13 protein-coding genes are annotated in these 16,518 nt (G+C 39.8%); 7 read left to right on the forward strand and 6 right to left on the reverse strand.

The annotated features are described in order from the left end of the window. The first annotated feature begins 100 nt into the window (after positions 1 to 100). From HUJ22_RS04800 to HUJ22_RS04820, 5 genes are all read left to right on the forward strand, one after another. Entirely contained in the window at positions 101 to 1,099 is a 999-nt protein-coding gene (locus HUJ22_RS04800) for a hypothetical protein (protein WP_290874679.1), read from the forward strand. Then, complete coding sequence (locus tag HUJ22_RS04805; RefSeq protein WP_290874681.1) at positions 1,099 to 2,094, forward strand: VWA domain-containing protein; 996 nt, start codon at positions 1,099 to 1,101, stop codon at positions 2,092 to 2,094. Before HUJ22_RS04800 ends, HUJ22_RS04805 begins: the two co-directional genes overlap by 1 nt. Positions 2,095 to 2,209: 115 nt before the next feature. Next, complete coding sequence (mfd, locus tag HUJ22_RS04810; RefSeq protein WP_290874684.1) at positions 2,210 to 5,554, forward strand: transcription-repair coupling factor; 3,345 nt, start codon at positions 2,210 to 2,212, stop codon at positions 5,552 to 5,554. Further along, positions 5,547 to 6,473, forward strand: a complete 927-nt coding sequence (locus HUJ22_RS04815) for an L-threonylcarbamoyladenylate synthase (RefSeq protein WP_290874687.1) — start codon at positions 5,547 to 5,549, stop codon at positions 6,471 to 6,473. The genes mfd and HUJ22_RS04815 overlap by 8 nt, the downstream gene beginning before the upstream one ends. A gap of 186 nt (positions 6,474 to 6,659) precedes the next feature. Beyond that, positions 6,660 to 8,405 carry a fasciclin domain-containing protein gene (locus tag HUJ22_RS04820; RefSeq protein WP_290874690.1) on the forward strand — a complete coding sequence of 582 codons (1,746 nt, stop codon included), beginning with the start codon at positions 6,660 to 6,662 and terminating at the stop codon, positions 8,403 to 8,405. Between the two features lie 90 nt (positions 8,406 to 8,495). Here the strand turns inward: HUJ22_RS04820 and HUJ22_RS04825 are convergent, their stop codons facing one another. Continuing rightward, positions 8,496 to 9,581, reverse strand: coding sequence for a M42 family metallopeptidase (locus HUJ22_RS04825; RefSeq protein ID WP_290874693.1), 1,086 nt, complete (start codon positions 9,579 to 9,581; stop codon positions 8,496 to 8,498). 123 nt (positions 9,582 to 9,704) lie between these two features. On the opposite strand from HUJ22_RS04825, the gene HUJ22_RS04830 reads away from it, so the two are divergent. Both HUJ22_RS04830 and HUJ22_RS04835 read left to right on the forward strand, forming a co-directional pair. Then, positions 9,705 to 10,142: a thioesterase family protein gene (locus HUJ22_RS04830; protein WP_290874694.1), complete on the forward strand. Its 438-nt coding sequence runs from the start codon at positions 9,705 to 9,707 to the stop codon at positions 10,140 to 10,142. Positions 10,143 to 10,252: 110 nt separating this feature from the next. Then, complete coding sequence (locus tag HUJ22_RS04835; RefSeq protein WP_290874697.1) at positions 10,253 to 11,503, forward strand: HD domain-containing protein; 1,251 nt, start codon at positions 10,253 to 10,255, stop codon at positions 11,501 to 11,503. Here HUJ22_RS04835 and HUJ22_RS04840 read toward each other — a convergent pair. The 5 genes from HUJ22_RS04840 to rnc all read right to left on the reverse strand — a co-directional run bounded on the left by HUJ22_RS04840 (position 11,493) and on the right by rnc (position 16,517). After that, a complete protein-coding gene (locus tag HUJ22_RS04840; protein WP_290874700.1) occupies positions 11,493 to 12,674 on the reverse strand; it encodes a response regulator in 1,182 nt (393 codons plus the stop codon). The genes HUJ22_RS04835 and HUJ22_RS04840 overlap by 11 nt on opposite strands. A 245-nt stretch (positions 12,675 to 12,919) precedes the next feature. Further along, entirely contained in the window at positions 12,920 to 13,390 is a 471-nt protein-coding gene (locus HUJ22_RS04845; protein WP_290874703.1) for a dihydrofolate reductase, read from the reverse strand. After that, the gene (locus tag HUJ22_RS04850; RefSeq protein WP_290874706.1) at positions 13,387 to 14,235 is read right to left on the reverse strand and encodes a thymidylate synthase; all 849 of its coding nucleotides are present in this window, start codon (positions 14,233 to 14,235) and stop codon (positions 13,387 to 13,389) included. The genes HUJ22_RS04845 and HUJ22_RS04850 overlap by 4 nt, the downstream gene beginning before the upstream one ends. A 17-nt stretch (positions 14,236 to 14,252) precedes the next feature. Further along, positions 14,253 to 15,635, reverse strand: a complete 1,383-nt coding sequence (mgtE, locus tag HUJ22_RS04855) for a magnesium transporter (RefSeq protein ID WP_290874709.1) — start codon at positions 15,633 to 15,635, stop codon at positions 14,253 to 14,255. A gap of 135 nt (positions 15,636 to 15,770) precedes the next feature. After that, positions 15,771 to 16,517 (reverse strand): ribonuclease III, encoded by a 747-nt coding sequence (gene rnc / locus HUJ22_RS04860; protein ID WP_290874712.1) that lies wholly within the window; start codon positions 16,515 to 16,517, stop codon positions 15,771 to 15,773. Position 16,518: the final 1 nt, after the last annotated feature.

A 16,518-nucleotide genomic window follows, 5' to 3' on the forward strand; every position in this document is an offset into this window, starting at 1 on the left:
TTTCATAAAAAGTATGGAAGCTTAGTTTTGCAAAATATTTACATCTCAATGTTATATTTTTAACCCATCAGTTCTAACCTAATATTATGTGTAAGTATTAATGAATATCATCTTGTCAAGGCTCGGCACTTTACGCCTGTTTGTCTTATTGACCTTATTGCTTTGGTCAGCAAATTTATTTGCCCAATCGGTACAAACACGTGTCAGTACCGATTCATTACGCATTGGTGATACATTTCAATATTCACTGACCTTACAGTTAGACAAAGAATATTTGGATATTCAATTTCCGGACACAAACTCCTTCCCCTCTTCAATTGATCTAATAGACCGAAAACAATTTAAACTTTCTGAATTCAGCGACAGTTTAATTTATAAGCTCCAGTTTTTTGGAAATCAGGACCTTCAAATTTCATCTCAACCCGTTACACTTTACTCCGCAAATGATACGACGGTAATCTATACCGATCCGGTAGTTTTACGATTTAAAAGTATTGTTGCAGAAGGTGATACCACATTTAAACCGATAAAAACAATTTATGCCTTTCCCCGAACCTGGTGGCCATGGGTTTTAGCCGCGTTGTTACTGGTCGGATTCCTGTTATGGTGGTTTAATTTCCGTGAAAGGCCTCAGGAAATTGAGACAGAACCGGAACCTGTAACCAAACCTTTTTATAACCCGATAAAAGAACTTGAAAAAACACTGAATGCCATCAAGAAAAATTCAAAAGTAGCTGAAACTAAAAACTTTAAACTATTTTACAGTGAAATTGGAGATGCAATTCGAACCTATTTTGAAGAATTGTATAAAATTCCCGCCCTGGAATCTACCTCTTCCGAATTATTACGCTATTTAGAAGCCTACGGAGTAGATGATACCATGACTGATAAAACGAGGAAAGTATTAAGAAAAGCTGATTTGGTTAAATTCGCCAAATTCACCCCCAGTCTTGAAGATGCATGGAGGACTTATGCTGAAGCTGAAGAATTTCTTGAAAGGGCTAAATTAGCTGATTCTGCTCGTATATCACGGCTTAAAGCACAGTATGTTGAGCAATTTCAACCTAAATCGGCTAAAAATGTAAAGGAGGGTGCATAATGGACTTTGCAAACCCGGAATGGTTTTGGGCCTTGCTTGTGCTACCGGTATTAATCGGAACCTACCTTTATCGCTACTTTAACAGGAAACAAGCCACCCTCACTTTCTCTTCTCTGGACTTATTGCAAGACGTACCCGGAAACTGGAAGGCACATATTCATTGGTTGCAAGCAGCATTTACATGGATCGGAATTGCTTTACTGGTTGTGGCCTTAGCTCGACCTCAAGAGCGACTTACCACCGTAGAACGTAATGCGGAAGGAATCGATATAGTTTTGGTTCTTGATATGTCAACTTCCATGAGAGCTGAAGATTTGAAACCCAATAGATTTGAAGCAGCCAGGGAAGTTGCTAAAAACTTTGTTGATAAAAGGACTACCGATCGGATTGGACTGGTTACCTTTGCCATGAAAAGTTTCACAGTAGTTCCGCCTACACTGGATTACAGGCTATTAAAGAATCTCGTCGATGACCTTGAAATGGGAGTTATAGAAGATGGAACAGCTATTGGAATGGGTATCGCAACGGCAGTGAACCGTTTAAAAGAAAGCCCGGCTGAAAGCAAAGTGATTATCCTATTGACAGACGGCCAAAACAACGCCGGTGAAATTGACCCTGTCACGGCCGCAGATTTAGCCCTTACCTACGATATTAAAATCTATACCATTGGAGCAGGAACACGCGGCACAGCCCCTTATCCTATTCAAGATCCTATCTTCGGTCGTCGCTACCAAAACATTCCGGTAAATATTGATGAAGAAATGTTAACCAGCGTGGCTGAACTCACCGGCGGCAGATATTTCAGAGCTACCGATTCAGAACAATTGGAAGACATTTATGATGAAATTGATGAATTGGAAACAACTGAAGTTGAGGAGCTTATTTATACTGATTATGAGGATCTTTATTCGATATATCTGATAGGGTCTTTGGGATTGCTTTTCCTTAGTTTTTTGATTCAAAAAACAGTTTTGAACGGAATAGAAAGCAGCTGATTTCTCCGTCAATCAGTCTTTGATAAAGTTTCAAAACTCTCCAATTCAAATTGCTAATCGATTATGATACAGTGTATCTTTCATTGTCGTCTTAAAAGTTTCTAAAAAGCTATTCATGAGCATTTCTTTAATTAAAGAGCAACTCCGTAAGAACGGGGTCTTCAAAAATGTACATACGCAGCTGCTTGAGAAAAATACCCTGACCCTCAAGAAAAGCATCGGGGCACTTAACAGTTTTTTATTGGAAGCTCTTTCTTCCAAAAAGGAAAATGTATTGGTGATCTCTGAAACCGATGAAGGTGCCCGGTTTCTGAAAGCCGATTTAGATGTCATAGGAAACGAAAGGAATGTGATTTTATTCCCCTCTTCAAACCGAAAACCATATGACAGGCAACAGCTTAAAGACACCAGCTTATTGGTTCAAAGGTCAGAGGCGCTGCAAGCCATTTCCGACCAAAGCGCCAAAATTGTTATTACCTCGGTAGAAGCAATTGGGGAGAAAATTGCCCCTCCTTCTGCGCTGAATGAGGTAAGCCTGATATTGGAAAAAGGACAGGAAATAGAGCTTGATAAATTTAAAGAAAAGCTGGCTGATCAGGGTTATAATCCCGTAAAGTTTGTGGATGAGCCGGGAGAATTTGCCGTCCGTGGAGGAATCCTTGATATCTTTCCCTACTCCGGAGAATATCCGCTGCGCCTGGAGTTTTTTGGGGATGAACTGGATACCATCCGTGAGTTTGACGCCGATTCTCAGCGTTCCATTGCATTTTTAAACTACGCACGCATCATTCCGGATTTAACGAATCTCCCGGAAACCGATAAATCAAGCTTCCTCTCCTATTTTGATGAACGGACGCTGTTGGTTACTTCCAACAGAGAATTAATCATCTCAGAAATTGGAAAGAATTACGAACATGCGGAGCAAGCATATAATGATCATCCTGAAAATGATGATCTAGACCTTCCGGAGCAGCTTTTTATTTCTGAAAAGAACTTTGAGGAAGAGCTATCCAAATTCAACCACCAGCTTTATGTGGCAAATGTGGGAACATCAGAAAAGGATGAGCAGACTTTAATACTTGAAGCCAAGCCACAACCTGATTTCCACGGTAATTTTAAGCTGCTACGTGAAAACATAACCCAAAACTCTGAAAAAGAACTTAATACCATTATTCTATGTGATAATGATGGTCAGCGCGACCGCTTTGAGGAATTACTCGGAGAAGCCAGTCAAGATTTTAAGTACTTATTAGCGGTAGAATCACTGCACGAAGGATTTATATATGAGCCGGCCAAATTAGCCGTTTATACCGACCACCAGATCTTTAATCGATATCACCGTCCCAAAACAAAAAGAAGACGTTTTCACGGCGGAATTTCATTTAAAGAGCTTCGTGATTTAAGTATTGGCGATTATGTAGTTCATGTTGATTACGGAATTGGGAAGTTTAGGGGGTTCAAGAAAATCAACGTAAAAAATACGGAGCAGGAAGTGGTGGTGCTTCAATACAAGGATGACTCAACGCTCTATGTGAATGTAACCAGCCTGCATAAACTTCAAAAATATTCGGGCAAAGAAGGAACAGCACCACGTATCACCAAACTTGGGTCAGGCTCCTGGGCACGCAAAAAAGCCCAAACCAAGAAGAAAGTAAAAGACATAGCCAGAGAACTTATCCAATTGTACGCCAAGAGAAAAGCAGAAACAGCTTACGATTTTTCTCCCGATAATGAATGGCAAACTGAATTGGATGCCAACTTTGAATATGAAGAAACACCCGATCAATTCGATGCCATTCAGGCTGTTAAAAATGACATGGAAAGTAAACACCCAATGGATCGGCTGGTTTGTGGTGATGTTGGCTTTGGTAAAACCGAAGTTGCGGTTCGGGCAGCATTTAAAGCTGTATTAGACCATAAACAGGTGGCTGTTTTGGTACCCACCACTATTTTGGCCGAGCAACACGCAAAAACCTTCATGAAACGCATGGAGAAATTCCCGGTCAAAATTGAGGCCCTATCACGTTTTCGAACTGCTAAACAACAAAAAGAAGCTATTAAAAAACTAGCTGACGGGGAAGTTGATATTGTAATTGGCACCCATCGACTGCTTTCCAAGGACGTCAAATTCAAAGATCTTGGCTTAATCATCGTTGATGAAGAACAACGATTCGGGGTTTCAGCCAAAGAAAAGCTTAAAAACTTTCGCGCCTCAGTAGATGTATTGACCCTCACCGCCACACCTATTCCCAGAACGCTCCAATTCTCCCTTATGGGCGCACGCGACCTAAGTGTGATAAATACGCCACCCCCCAACCGGCAACCCGTTTATACTGAAATACACAGCTTTGATGAAGAGCTGATCCGGGATGCAATTTTGCAGGAAATCTCCAGGGGTGGACAGGTATTTTTTATTCATAACCGGGTAAAGAATATTGAAGAAACAGCAGAAATGATCCGGCGATTGGTGCCTGATATTCGGGTTCGATTTGGGCACGGACAAATGTCCGGTTCCCAGCTCGATAAAATCATCACTGATTTCTATCAACATAAATTTGATGTGCTTGTTTCTACCAATATTGTAGAAAATGGCATTGATATCGCCAATGCAAATACTATCATTATCAATCACGCTAACCATTTTGGGCTCGCTGAGTTACATCAATTACGTGGTAGAGTTGGAAGGTCTAATAGAAAAGCATTTTGTTACCTCATTACCAACCCTATTCAAACTCTGAGTACCGAGGCTCGAAAACGGTTATTAGCACTTGAGGAATTTTCTGATTTAGGTTCAGGATTCAATATTGCCATGCGGGATCTCGATATTCGTGGAGCGGGTGACATATTGGGAGCTGAACAAAGCGGCTTTATAAATGATATCGGCTTTGATCTTTACACAAAAATTCTAAATGATGCGGTTAATGAACTCAAACAATCAGAATTTAGCGAGATGTTTGAGGATGTTGAAATTGAGGCTGAGCTTCCAGAAACTACCGTAGAATTTGATGAGACGGCCCTCCTTCCCCAAGATTATGTTTCTGACAGTGTAGAACGTTTAAACTTATATCGAAAGCTGTCACAAGCTAAAAACGAGAAGGAAATTAATGACTGGAAAGAAGAAATTGAAGATCGATTCGGCCCTATTCCTAAAGAGGCAAAGTACCTGATACAAGCCAGCAAAATTAGGCTTTTTGCTTCTCAAAACTTCTTTACCAAAGTAACAATTCGTGCCGGAAGAATGTGGTTAGTATGCCCAAAACAAGAATCCGAAATGGGCAAAAACTTCTATGACAGCGGTAAGTTTCAAGAAATTCTTGAAAAGCTTGAAGCAGGTAAAAAAGGTGAATTTCAGGTCATTCAAAAAAAGGATACTGTTCGATTTGTAGTACAGGAAATACCAGATATAAATACTGCTTTTGAATATCTTAAAGAATTAGCACTTAGTGAGTTACATGCTTGACCTGACTCCATATATTAATCTTTTAAAATCCGGAGAAATAGTGGCTTTCCCCACTGAAACGGTTTACGGTTTGGGAGCAGATGCATGGAACCCGTCAGCCGTGAAAAAGGTATTTAAAGCTAAAGGGCGCCCTGCTGATAATCCGTTGATCGTTCATATCTCTAATGAAAAACAAATGGAGGATTTTGCTTCAGAAATTCCTGAATCTGCTAAAACATTAATGACGGAGTTTTGGCCGGGCCCATTAACTTTAATTTTAAAAAAGAAACCGAAAGTACTCGACCTTATTACTGCGGGGTTGGATACCGTAGCTATACGAATGCCTGATCATAAGCTGGCATTACAGCTTATATCCTCTACAGGCCCCCTGGTGGCGCCAAGTGCCAATAAGTCGGGCCGTCCTAGCCCTACGAATCCCAAACATATTTTGAACGATTTTGGACAAAACTTTCCTGTTCTTGATGGCGGGGCTACCGAAATAGGACTTGAGTCAACCGTGCTGGATTTAACTTCTGAAATACCTGTCATCCTTCGTCCGGGAAAAATAGGGAAAAAGGAAATTGAAGCTGTTTTGGGATCTGATGTTAACATTAACTCTACAGAGAAGAGTGATTCCCCCAAAAGCCCGGGTCAAAAATACTCGCATTACAAACCAAAAGCTTCTGTCAGATATGGGGAGATTTCCTCTATAGAAAATGACACCCTGTATCTGGTTCAAAACACATTTCCCGAATCAAAGAACGTCATCTCATATGACGGGAACCTAGCCTTGCTCTCAAAAGAGCTTTATGATCGATTTCGACAGGCAGATATTGAGGGGTACTCAACCGTTTTTATTGAAAAATTAGATTTATTTCGAAAAAAATTTCCGGCTTTTTATACGGCTTTAACTAACCGAATCAGTAAGGCCGCAGATTAGATATTTTGTTTCGCAAACTCTTTTCTCCCATTCTTTTAGTCCCTTTAAAATAGCTCAGTAAAATACTCTTCGGGTTAAAAAAACAGCCTTAATAAGCGTTAAGACAAACTTTTTTCTTATAAAACGGGAACTAAAATCTCAATTTTCTCCTTGAGTGATAGTCAATTTTAATCAAACCGACTATTCATGAAGAAAGAAAACTATTCATCAAGACTGACGCTTTTTCTTTCTCTGGTTCTCGTTTCATTTTTAACTTTTACTGCTTGCGGTAATGGTTCTAATAATAACGGAATTGGAGAAGATGGAGAGCTCAATATTATCGAAACCGCACAGGAAAATGACGATTTTTCAGTGCTAGTACAAGCCATCCAGGACGCCGGACTTACCGTGGCTTTGGAGGGAGCGGGACCTTTTACCGTATTTGCACCCACTAACGCCGCTTTTAGTGAACTCCCTGAGGGGACTTTAGATAACATTACTTCCGATCAACTTGCTGAGATACTCCAATTTCATGTGGTTGAAGGATCCATCGCTTCCGGTGATCTGTCAGCAACGCAAGATGTACCAACTTTACTCGGAGAAGAGATTTTGGTTGAGTCTGAAAGCGGAGTATTAGTAAACGGCTACTCAAATGTAACTGTCGCAGATTTGGAAGCTTCTAATGGAATTATCCATGCAATAGATGCGGTCCTGCTTCCGGAAGGTTATAGAGATGCTAATATAATTGATCAAGCTGTTGCGCTTGGTAATTTTTCTACTTTAGCTTCTGCTGTCGATCAGGTTGGGTTAACTACAACACTTAAGTATAAAGGCGATTTTACGGTATTTGCACCGACGGATGATGCTTTTGCAGCTCTTCCAGACGGCTTACTTGCCTCATTAACAAACGAGCAGATTACTGAAATCCTGACTTATCATGTGCTTCCCGGAGAAGTTTTCTCAAATCAGCTAAGTGCTGAACAGGAAGTTGAATCACTTTCAGGCGGTGGAGTGTTTGTTACTGCTAACAATGATGGTGTATTTGTAAACGGTTCAGCATCTATTGTTGCTGCTGATGTTGATGTATCAAATGGAGTGATCCATGCCATTGATGAGGTGATCCTCCCCGATGCATATGGTACCGTTGTGGACGCCGCTTCAAAACGATACTTCTTCGAAACCCTGGTTAACGCAGTTGCTGATGCCGGATTGGCAGAAGCCCTTTCTAATCCGGACGGCACATTTACAGTGTTTGCCCCAACTGACGATGCTTTTGCTGCATTACCCGATGGCTTACTCGGTAGCTTAACAATAGATCAACTTGCTCAAATTCTGCAATACCATGTATTGCCTGTTGAAGTTGGGTCTGCTGACCTGGAAGCAACGCAAGCTGTTGGTTCATTAACAGAAGAGAATGTATTCGTTACCGTTGATAATGGCGAAGTAACCATAAACGGATCAGCTATGGTAACAGCTGCTGATGTGTTTACAAATAATGGTGTGGTTCATGCCATTGATGCCGTTATACTCCCTAATGAGTTCCTGAATATCGTTCAGATCGCTCAGAAAAATTATGACCTCACCACATTGGTAAGTTTAGTAGCGGATGCAGGCCTTGTCTCAACTTTAGAAGGCGATGGGCCTTTTACTCTGTTTGCTCCAACAAATGCTGCATTTGAAGAAATAAGCAGTACCCTTGAAACACTTACTGCACAGCAAGTAGAAGAAGTATTAACGTACCATGCAGTTGCTGCTGAAGCTTTATCAGGTGATCTTAGCGATGGACAAACCATTACCACAGTTCAAGGTGAAGACATCACGGTAAATATTGACGGAGAAGGTAATGTTACTCTTAATAACTCTGTAAATGTTGTAACTGTTGATCTGGTAGGAACAAACGGTGTAGTTCATATTATCGACGGAGTGCTTTTACCACCAAGTTATACTAACTAATTCAATCCGAATTAATTTTTAAAAAGCCCTTTACAAACTTAAAAAGCCTGTTCAATGCGAACAGGCTTTTTTATTGATATCTGCTTCCGATCATTCATCCTGGAATACAGAGAAGGTTTGATCCGGATTCATCGCCAAGACCGTTTCAACCATAATCTCGATTAAATTCTCCACATCTTTCATTGATACAACTTCCACGGGCGAATGCATATATCGTAAAGGAGTTGATAGCAATGCACTTGGAATTCCGGTTTGTTGATAGAAAATACTGTCTGTATCCGTACCGGTTCTAACACTTGTGGCTTCGTGTTGTACATCGATTTTCTTTTCCCGACAAACTTCTTCAACGAATTCTACTACTTTTGGGTGATTCGCGCCCCCGTGTTGTACAGTAGGCCCTTTACCCAGTTCAACCGTTCCGTGCTCTTTCTGATCGATTCCGGGCGTATCAGTGGCATGTGTTACGTCGGTAACCAAAGCTACATCCGGCATAAACCGATAACTCATCATTCGGGCCCCGAACCCTCCTACCTCTTCTTGGATAGAATTCAACGCGATCACGTTTACTTTCAAATCTTTTTTCCGCTTACTTATCTTTCGCATGGCTTCTGCAATCACATATCCGCCAATTCGGTTATCCAGAGCCCGAGCAGAAAGCATATCATCATTTAAGAACTCAGTATCCGTTGCATAGGTTATAGGGTCACCAATTTGTACCAATTCCAAAGCTTCTTCTTTGCTCGAAACCCCAATATCAACATATATATCTTTCCACTCCGGCTGTTTTCCGCCTCCATTTTTTTTATCCTGAAGATGGATAGCTGTATTCCCGGTTACTCCTACAACTCGGCCTCTTTTATTGTGAATGAACACTTTTTTGGCCCGGGCTATTGTAGAATCACTCCCTCCCAGTTTATTTATGTATACAAAACCCTGCTCGTTGATATGTTGAACCACCATTCCAATCTCATCACAATGAGCTTCCAGCATCACGGTGGCTACATCCCCGCTCATATTTATTTTGGCTGCACAGGATCCATAGGCGTCAGTCACTACCTCATCTGCAAATTGGTCTACATATTCTTTCCAAACCTTCACGCCCTCCTTTTCATATCCTGTGGGACTCGGGGTAATCAGTAATTTTTCTAAAAAATATCTTTCGTTCTGCTTAGCCATTAATATCTAAATTTGATTTAAATTTGATCGGTGGGAATATAACAAATATAGATTCCAGAATAAGGCTTTTAGACTTGTCATTTCCCTATATCACCCGCATCTTCTATTCAAAAAATACAGAGTATGTTTAGACCAGAATATGATCCTGAACTTTTCTTTCATTGGACTAAAATTCCCGTTCGTTTTCGGGATCTAGATCCGCTTAACCATGTTAACAACGCACTTTTCAATACCTACCTGGAGGAAGCACGAATTAGTTTTCTGGGAGAAGTCGGAAAAATGCAAAGTGAGTTTAAAGATGGGAAAACCTTTGTTTTAGTGAAATGCACTGTTGAATACTTAAAGCAGATTAAATTCCCCTCTACTGTTTTGGTTGGAACCGGAGTAGGTGAAACCGGCAATTCCAGCATTGTTGCCCTGCAGGGGCTTTACGATAAAGAATCTAAAGCTTTGCTTGGTGTTGCAGAATCTACCGGGGTATGGTTTGATATGAAAAAGCAGCGCCCAACCCGACTACCTAACATTGAGAATCTCAATGAGATGATGATTCAAATTTCTTAAGGGCTCAAAGTCATAATTGACAAATAAATTGAAATCACCTACTTCATCACTCATTACTCTTCCCTTTTTAATATCTTCAAGCGGCTTTAGATAAATTTCCCTAATTAAACATGGACAAAAGCACTCGATATAAAATTTTTAATGATCCCATACACGGATTTATCACTGTCCCAAAAGGGCCAATTTTAAAACTGATTGATCACCCTTATGTGCAAAGGTTAAGGAGAGTAAGACAACTTGGATTAGGATATTTGGTTTTTCCGGCCGCTGAACATTCTCGTTTTTCTCATGCCCTTGGTGCTTTAGAATTAGGTCAGCGAGTATTAAATAATCTCCGAGAAAAAGACACAACCATTAGTCAACCCGAATATGATGGCACTTTGATGGCCATTTTACTACATGATGTAGGCCATGGACCGCTCTCTCATACTTTGGAACACTCTCTCATTAAAGATTTCAATCATGAGATGATGAGTTTGGCCATTATGAAAAAGCTGAATAAAGAATTTGGCGGGGCGTTAGATACGGCCATATCTATTTTTACTAATCAACATAAAAAAAAATTCCTTCACCAGCTTATTTCTTCGCAGCTAGATTTAGACCGTTTGGACTATTTAAGGCGCGACAGTTTTTTCACCGGAGTATCTGAGGGGACTGTAGGTATTAACCGCATTCTTAAAACAATGCGGGTTTTCAAAGGAAATATTGTCATAGAAAAAAAAGGTATTTATGCCGTTGAAAATTATATCATCGCCCGAAGGTTGATGTATATGCAAGTCTACCAGCATAAAACAGTATTAAGTGCTGATTTTTTGCTTCGAAGTATTTTCAAGCGGGTTCAGGCTCTTATTGATTCGGGCCAAAAATTAAATTTTGCTTCTCCTGCTCTTGAGTTCTTCATGTTAGAACAACCTTCCGCGAAAAAGAGAATATCAAATGAAATGATTGACCGATATACTGAAATGGACGATCATGACGTATATCTTAGCATCAAACTTTGGGTAAAAGGTGAGGATAAAATACTTGCGGATTTATGTTACAGATTTCTAAACCGGGATCTTTTCAGAACTACTTTTATTGATAAAAAACTGAATCGAGCTGAAAAGATTGAAGTTCAGAAAAAAACTAAAAAAGCCTTAAACAAACTGCGCTTACCTGTTGATGACTCTGATTTAGAATACTATCTAACCTTTGAGCAAAGTTACTCTGAAGCTTATAAATATAAAAATGAAAGCATTTGGATATTAGAAGATGATAAAGCTGTGGAATTTTCTAAAGCAGCTGAAACAAAAAATATAATTGCTCTGACTGAACCAGTGGTGAAACATTATTGTGTCCACCTAAAAGATATTACGATTTAACAGAAATTTGTTTAAGTGGGGCTCTCTTAAGGTTTTTGACTGTTAACGGAAGAAATAGAGAAATTTTTTCAAAAAGCTCTTTTTCTTTAAACGGCTTTTGTATGTATTCAGAAAAACCTTTATTGATCAATTCTGATCGTGTGCCCATATGACCACCTGCCGTAATCGCAATAATGGGTATATCTTTACCTGAGCCATTGATGTTTCGAATTTTCTCCATAGCCTCAATACCATTCATAACCGGCATTGAAATATCCATAAGTACAACATCGGGGCTATTTCCGGCATAAGAATCTAAAGCTTCCTTCCCATTTTCCGCTTCTATAATTTCAAAATCCTTCATTTCCAGCATTATTCGGGCTAATGCTCTGTTAATAGGCAGATCATCAACTATAAGTGCTTTTAAGCTTTTTTTAGCGCTTAACTCAACCTTTGAAGCGTATTTATTTTCTTTGCTGACTGCATTACCGGCATCTTCACCTATAGGAATCTGTAAAACAATACGAGTACCCTTTTCTTGAACACTTGTTATATCTAATGACCCATCCAAAATATGGACTAATTTTTGGCAAGTGGTAAGCCCAAGTCCGGTTCCTGTTTTTTGCTTCACATTCGCTTGCCAGAAAGGTTTAAAAACATGTTTCATGTCTTCCTCAGAAATTCCAATACCTGTATCTTCAATCTTGAAGCAAAGTAAGCGATCACTGATTTCAGAAATAGAAATCTCTACTTTAATTTTTCCTTTCTTTGTAAATTTTATGGCATTGTTAATGAGGGAATAAAGAATTGTTTTAACTTTTTTCTCATCACCTATAAAAGTTTCTTTTACGGCTGAACCTATAGAAATCAAAAGGTCTAATTCTTTAATTCTTGCCGCAGTTTCGAACTCACTTTTAAGTTCTGCTACTAATTCATCAGTTTTGATCACATTTTCTTCAGCAAGTACATTACCCGATTCAATATTAGAAATCTCAATGAGATCATTAACAACATCCAAAAGTTGGGTACCGCTTGCAGCTATTTTTTCAAGATGTTTTTTCTCAGACTCATCAAGATTATTGCTTTTTTCAAGCAGCTCAGAATAACCTAATATCGCACTCAAAGGCGTTCTGAGTTCATGGGATAAATGCTCGACAAGTTTCGGTAACTCGAATTCATTTTTCTTATTCATAACGCCGTCGCTCTTTGACTCTTAAATTTTGGCGTAGTTTGCCCGAGCTTCCTTTTATAAGCCATTACAAAACCTGTAATATTGATCCCGGTCTTTTTGTTGCGCCAACCTATTTGTTCTGTTAGTCCTTCCAATTTTGGAGTATTTACTTAACCTACGAGTAGTGTAAATGATACCCCCAAAATTATTAAATGAATAGGCGTATTACAGGTTAATGTTTCCTAATTAATAATTGTAAATTCTGACTACATTCGCTCATAGACCACAAAAGAAAGCTCTTTATGATCCTCTCTTGACTGCTCTTTCCACGTCGTTCCTATATCATCTCTATATTCCGGAAAAAACGTATCGCCCTCATACTCCTTATGTATTTCCGTAATGATAAGCTTATCGGCAATATCAATCGACTGCCGATACAAAACACCACCCCCAATAATAAACACCTCCTCTTCCTGACCTAAAGCTTCGAAAGCATCCTCCAAAGAAGAGAAGGATTCCACATTATCGTACTCTTGTGTTCTTGACAATACAATATTACGACGATCGGGTAGCGGAATTTCATTAAGCTCTTCAAAAACCCCTCTACCCATAATAATAGGATTACCTAATGTTGTATTTTTGAAATGCTTTAGATCTTCAGGATAGCGCCACGGGAGACCGCCTTCTTTACCAATTACCAAATTAGGATCATGAGCTGCTATAAGCGTAATAATCATACTGCAACCTCAAACTTGATAACCGGATCCGGATCATAGTTTTCAAGAGTAAAGTCTTCAAAGGTTAACTCATCAACAGGTTTATTAGCTATTTTAAGTGTAGGCAATGCTTTGGGCTTTCGGGTGAGCTGCTCTTTTAAGCCTTCAACATGATTGACATAAATATGTGCATCTACAATAGTGTGAGCAAAAGTTCCGGGTTCCAAACCAACTTCCTGTGCTATGGCCATTGTTAAAGCAGAGTAACAAGCCAGGTTAAACGGAATACCTAATGCAATATCTCCGGATCGCTGAGTAAGATGACAATTCAGCTTTCCGTCTGCCACGTTAAATATATACATAATGTGACAAGGCGGCAGTCCCATTTCCTCCAGCAATCCGGGATGCCATGCACTAACTACAATGCGACGGCTGTTTGGATTCGTTTTAAGCATATCAATAGCTCTGCGAACCTGATCAAATTCCTTCCTGACCCATACATCTTTGTCGATAGCGGACCCATTTCCTTCAAATCTGACCGATTCTTTTTCAAAATATGGAAATTTTCTCCAGAGCACGGGATAAATTGGACCTACATATCCATCTTCATCTGCCCATGCATCCCAAATGTGACAATCTTTTTCGTCACGAAGCCACCTGATATGATCCTCTCCCCTCAGATACCAAAGCATCTCCAAAATCACAGAACGAAAGAATACTTTTTTTGTAGTTAGCAAAGGGAACCCTTCTGAAAGATCCACTTTATAAAATTCGGCAAAATTAGAAATCGTATCCGTGCCGGTCCGGTTTTCTTTTCTTACTCCATTTTCAAGTACACTTTTTACAAGATCGTGATATGCTTTCATTTAAATCTTTTGTGCTTTTAAAGTACTGTTCCGCTTAAAAGTAAAATTGCTATACTAAAATAGATAATGATTCCGCTTACATCCACTATTGTTGCAACAAATGGAGCGGAAGACACCGCAGGGTCAATATTTAATTTTGAAAGGACAAAAGGCAACATTGCTCCTGTAAAATTTCCAAAAAGTACAATGGCGAACAAACTTAAACCAATTACTGCAGCAGTCAAGATTACTGTACTGCTAAGCATCTGCCCACCAATAAGATCCCATGTAATTAAGGTGATGAAACCCAACAAGCCTATAAGCCCTCCCAGCATCAATCCGGATGTAAATTCTCTTGAAAAAACTTTTTTCCAATCTTCCAGTTTGATGTCATCCGTAGCCAAAGCTCGGATTACCAGGGTTGCCGCCTGTGAACCGGAGTTACCGCCACTGGAGATAATTAAGGGAACGAAGAAAGAAAGAGCCACTACTTTTTGAAGAATTTCCTCATATCCGCCCATGGCAATCGCTGTTAGAATCTGCCCAACAAAAAGAATAACAAGCCACCAAAGCCGCTTTTTAACAATATCAAAGATAGAAGTTTGAGAATAATAATCGTCCAGGGCATCCATACCGGCCATTTTCTGCATATCCTCAGTCGTCTCTTCTTCTGCTACATCTATGATATCATCAGCGGTCACAATCCCGACTAAAACCCCATCAGAATCTACCACCGGAAGTGCTACACGGTCATATTTAGCCAACATTTTTACGGCTTCTTCCTGGTCATCATTTACCGTAAGAGCTTCAAAAGACCGGTCCATCAAGGTCTCAATGGGATCGTCCTGATTAGCAAGAATCAGGTGGGTAATACGCAAGTCATCAATCAGGTGTTCTTTGTCATCCACCACATAAATAACATTGATGGTTTCCGCGGTTTCGCCGAATTTCCGGATATGCTCCATACTGTGTTTTATAGTCCAGTCCGACTTCACTTTAACATATCTGGGCGTCATCAAACGACCCACACTCTCTTCAGGATAGCCCAGTAATTTCTTTAACTGCTTTTGATCTTCCCTGTTGATGGAGTTCATCACCCTTTGGGTAAGGTGGCCGGGTAGTTCCTCGAGAATAGAAACCTGTTCATCGGGCTCCAGATTTCCCATTACATCACTCAACTGTTGCTTGTTGAATAGTTCTAATAATTCAACACCTTTTGAAGAGGGAAGCTCTGCAAAAACATCAGCGGCAATGGGTTTCTTGAGCAAACGAAAAACGACAATGGCAATTTCACCGGGTAGTTCAAGCAATAAATCAGCTATATCTGCCGACGGAACATCATTCAACACCTCTTTGAGGGCCACCCAGTCCTTGGCTTCAATAAGCTCTTCAAATTCAGGTTTTATGAGTTGAACAAACATGGTTTTCCAATGATAATATTACCCTTGCAGATGGGGCTAAGAATCGGAGTTAATCCCGCAAAAAACAAGTTTTAGAAATGAGTTTTAGAGAAAAGTTAGGACTTTTACTCTTCCGAGAGCACACTAAAATGTATTTCAGGCCTTTAGCTTTTTCAGGGCTTGTTTAGCAGCTCTTTGCTCAGCCTTTTTCTTACTCTTACCCTTACCCTGACCATATTCATTTTCCCCAATCATCACTTTTACCAGAAAAGTTCGGTTATGGCCGGGACCGCTTTCACTGATTAATTCATACTGTGGTATGGACATTTTTTGAGCCTGTGCATATTCAAGAAGAACACTTTTGTAATTATCAACGGTGTTTATTAATTCTTCAATTACCAGGTTGTTCTTAATTACGCGGTCCACAAATTGGTAGGCTTGCCGGTATCCTTTGGTTATATAAATAGCAGCAATAATAGATTCAAACGCATCGGCCAGAATGCTTTTAGATATTTTTCCACCGCCATTTCTCTCCCCTAATTCCATTAACTCCTCAAGGCCCAATTCTTTTGAAAAAGAAGAAAGTGTGTCTCCTCTTACAAGTTTTGCTCTTACTTTGGTTAAAAAACCTTCATCCTTTTCCGGATAATCATTGAAAAGTATTTCAGCTGCAATCAAATCCAAAACAGCATCACCCAAAAACTCGAGTCTTTCATATGAATCATAAGTTTCATACTGCTCCTGAGAGAGCGTGGAACGATGGCGCAAGGCTTTTAGAAACAAAGAAGGATCGTCGATTTGCAAACCAACGATCCTCTCGAGATTCTCAATTCTGCTTTTAAGTTCAGGGCTAAGATCTGACTTCTTCTTTTTACTGAAAAGTGATCTAAACCATTGCGGCATA

This window comes from Gracilimonas sp., assembly GCF_014762685.1.
GTDB lineage: Bacteria > Bacteroidota > Rhodothermia > Balneolales > Balneolaceae > Gracilimonas.

Bases quoted from the DNA above. Each gene is read 5' to 3' on its own strand.
- HUJ22_RS04800 (WP_290874679.1), top strand. From the start codon at position 101: ATGAATATCATCTTGTCAAGGCTCGGCACTTTACGCCTGTTTGTCTTA.
- HUJ22_RS04805 (WP_290874681.1), top strand. From the start codon at position 1,099: ATGGACTTTGCAAACCCGGAATGGTTTTGGGCCTTGCTTGTGCTACCG.
- mfd (WP_290874684.1), top strand. From the start codon at position 2,210: ATGAGCATTTCTTTAATTAAAGAGCAACTCCGTAAGAACGGGGTCTTC.
- HUJ22_RS04815 (WP_290874687.1), top strand. From the start codon at position 5,547: ATGCTTGACCTGACTCCATATATTAATCTTTTAAAATCCGGAGAAATA.
- HUJ22_RS04820 (WP_290874690.1), top strand. From the start codon at position 6,660: ATGAAGAAAGAAAACTATTCATCAAGACTGACGCTTTTTCTTTCTCTG.
- HUJ22_RS04825 (WP_290874693.1), bottom strand. From the start codon at position 9,581: ATGGCTAAGCAGAACGAAAGATATTTTTTAGAAAAATTACTGATTACC.
- HUJ22_RS04830 (WP_290874694.1), top strand. From the start codon at position 9,705: ATGTTTAGACCAGAATATGATCCTGAACTTTTCTTTCATTGGACTAAA.
- HUJ22_RS04835 (WP_290874697.1), top strand. From the start codon at position 10,253: ATGGACAAAAGCACTCGATATAAAATTTTTAATGATCCCATACACGGA.
- HUJ22_RS04840 (WP_290874700.1), bottom strand. From the start codon at position 12,674: ATGAATAAGAAAAATGAATTCGAGTTACCGAAACTTGTCGAGCATTTA.
- HUJ22_RS04845 (WP_290874703.1), bottom strand. From the start codon at position 13,390: ATGATTATTACGCTTATAGCAGCTCATGATCCTAATTTGGTAATTGGT.
- HUJ22_RS04850 (WP_290874706.1), bottom strand. From the start codon at position 14,235: ATGAAAGCATATCACGATCTTGTAAAAAGTGTACTTGAAAATGGAGTA.
- mgtE (WP_290874709.1), bottom strand. From the start codon at position 15,635: ATGTTTGTTCAACTCATAAAACCTGAATTTGAAGAGCTTATTGAAGCC.
- rnc (WP_290874712.1), bottom strand. From the start codon at position 16,517: ATGCCGCAATGGTTTAGATCACTTTTCAGTAAAAAGAAGAAGTCAGAT.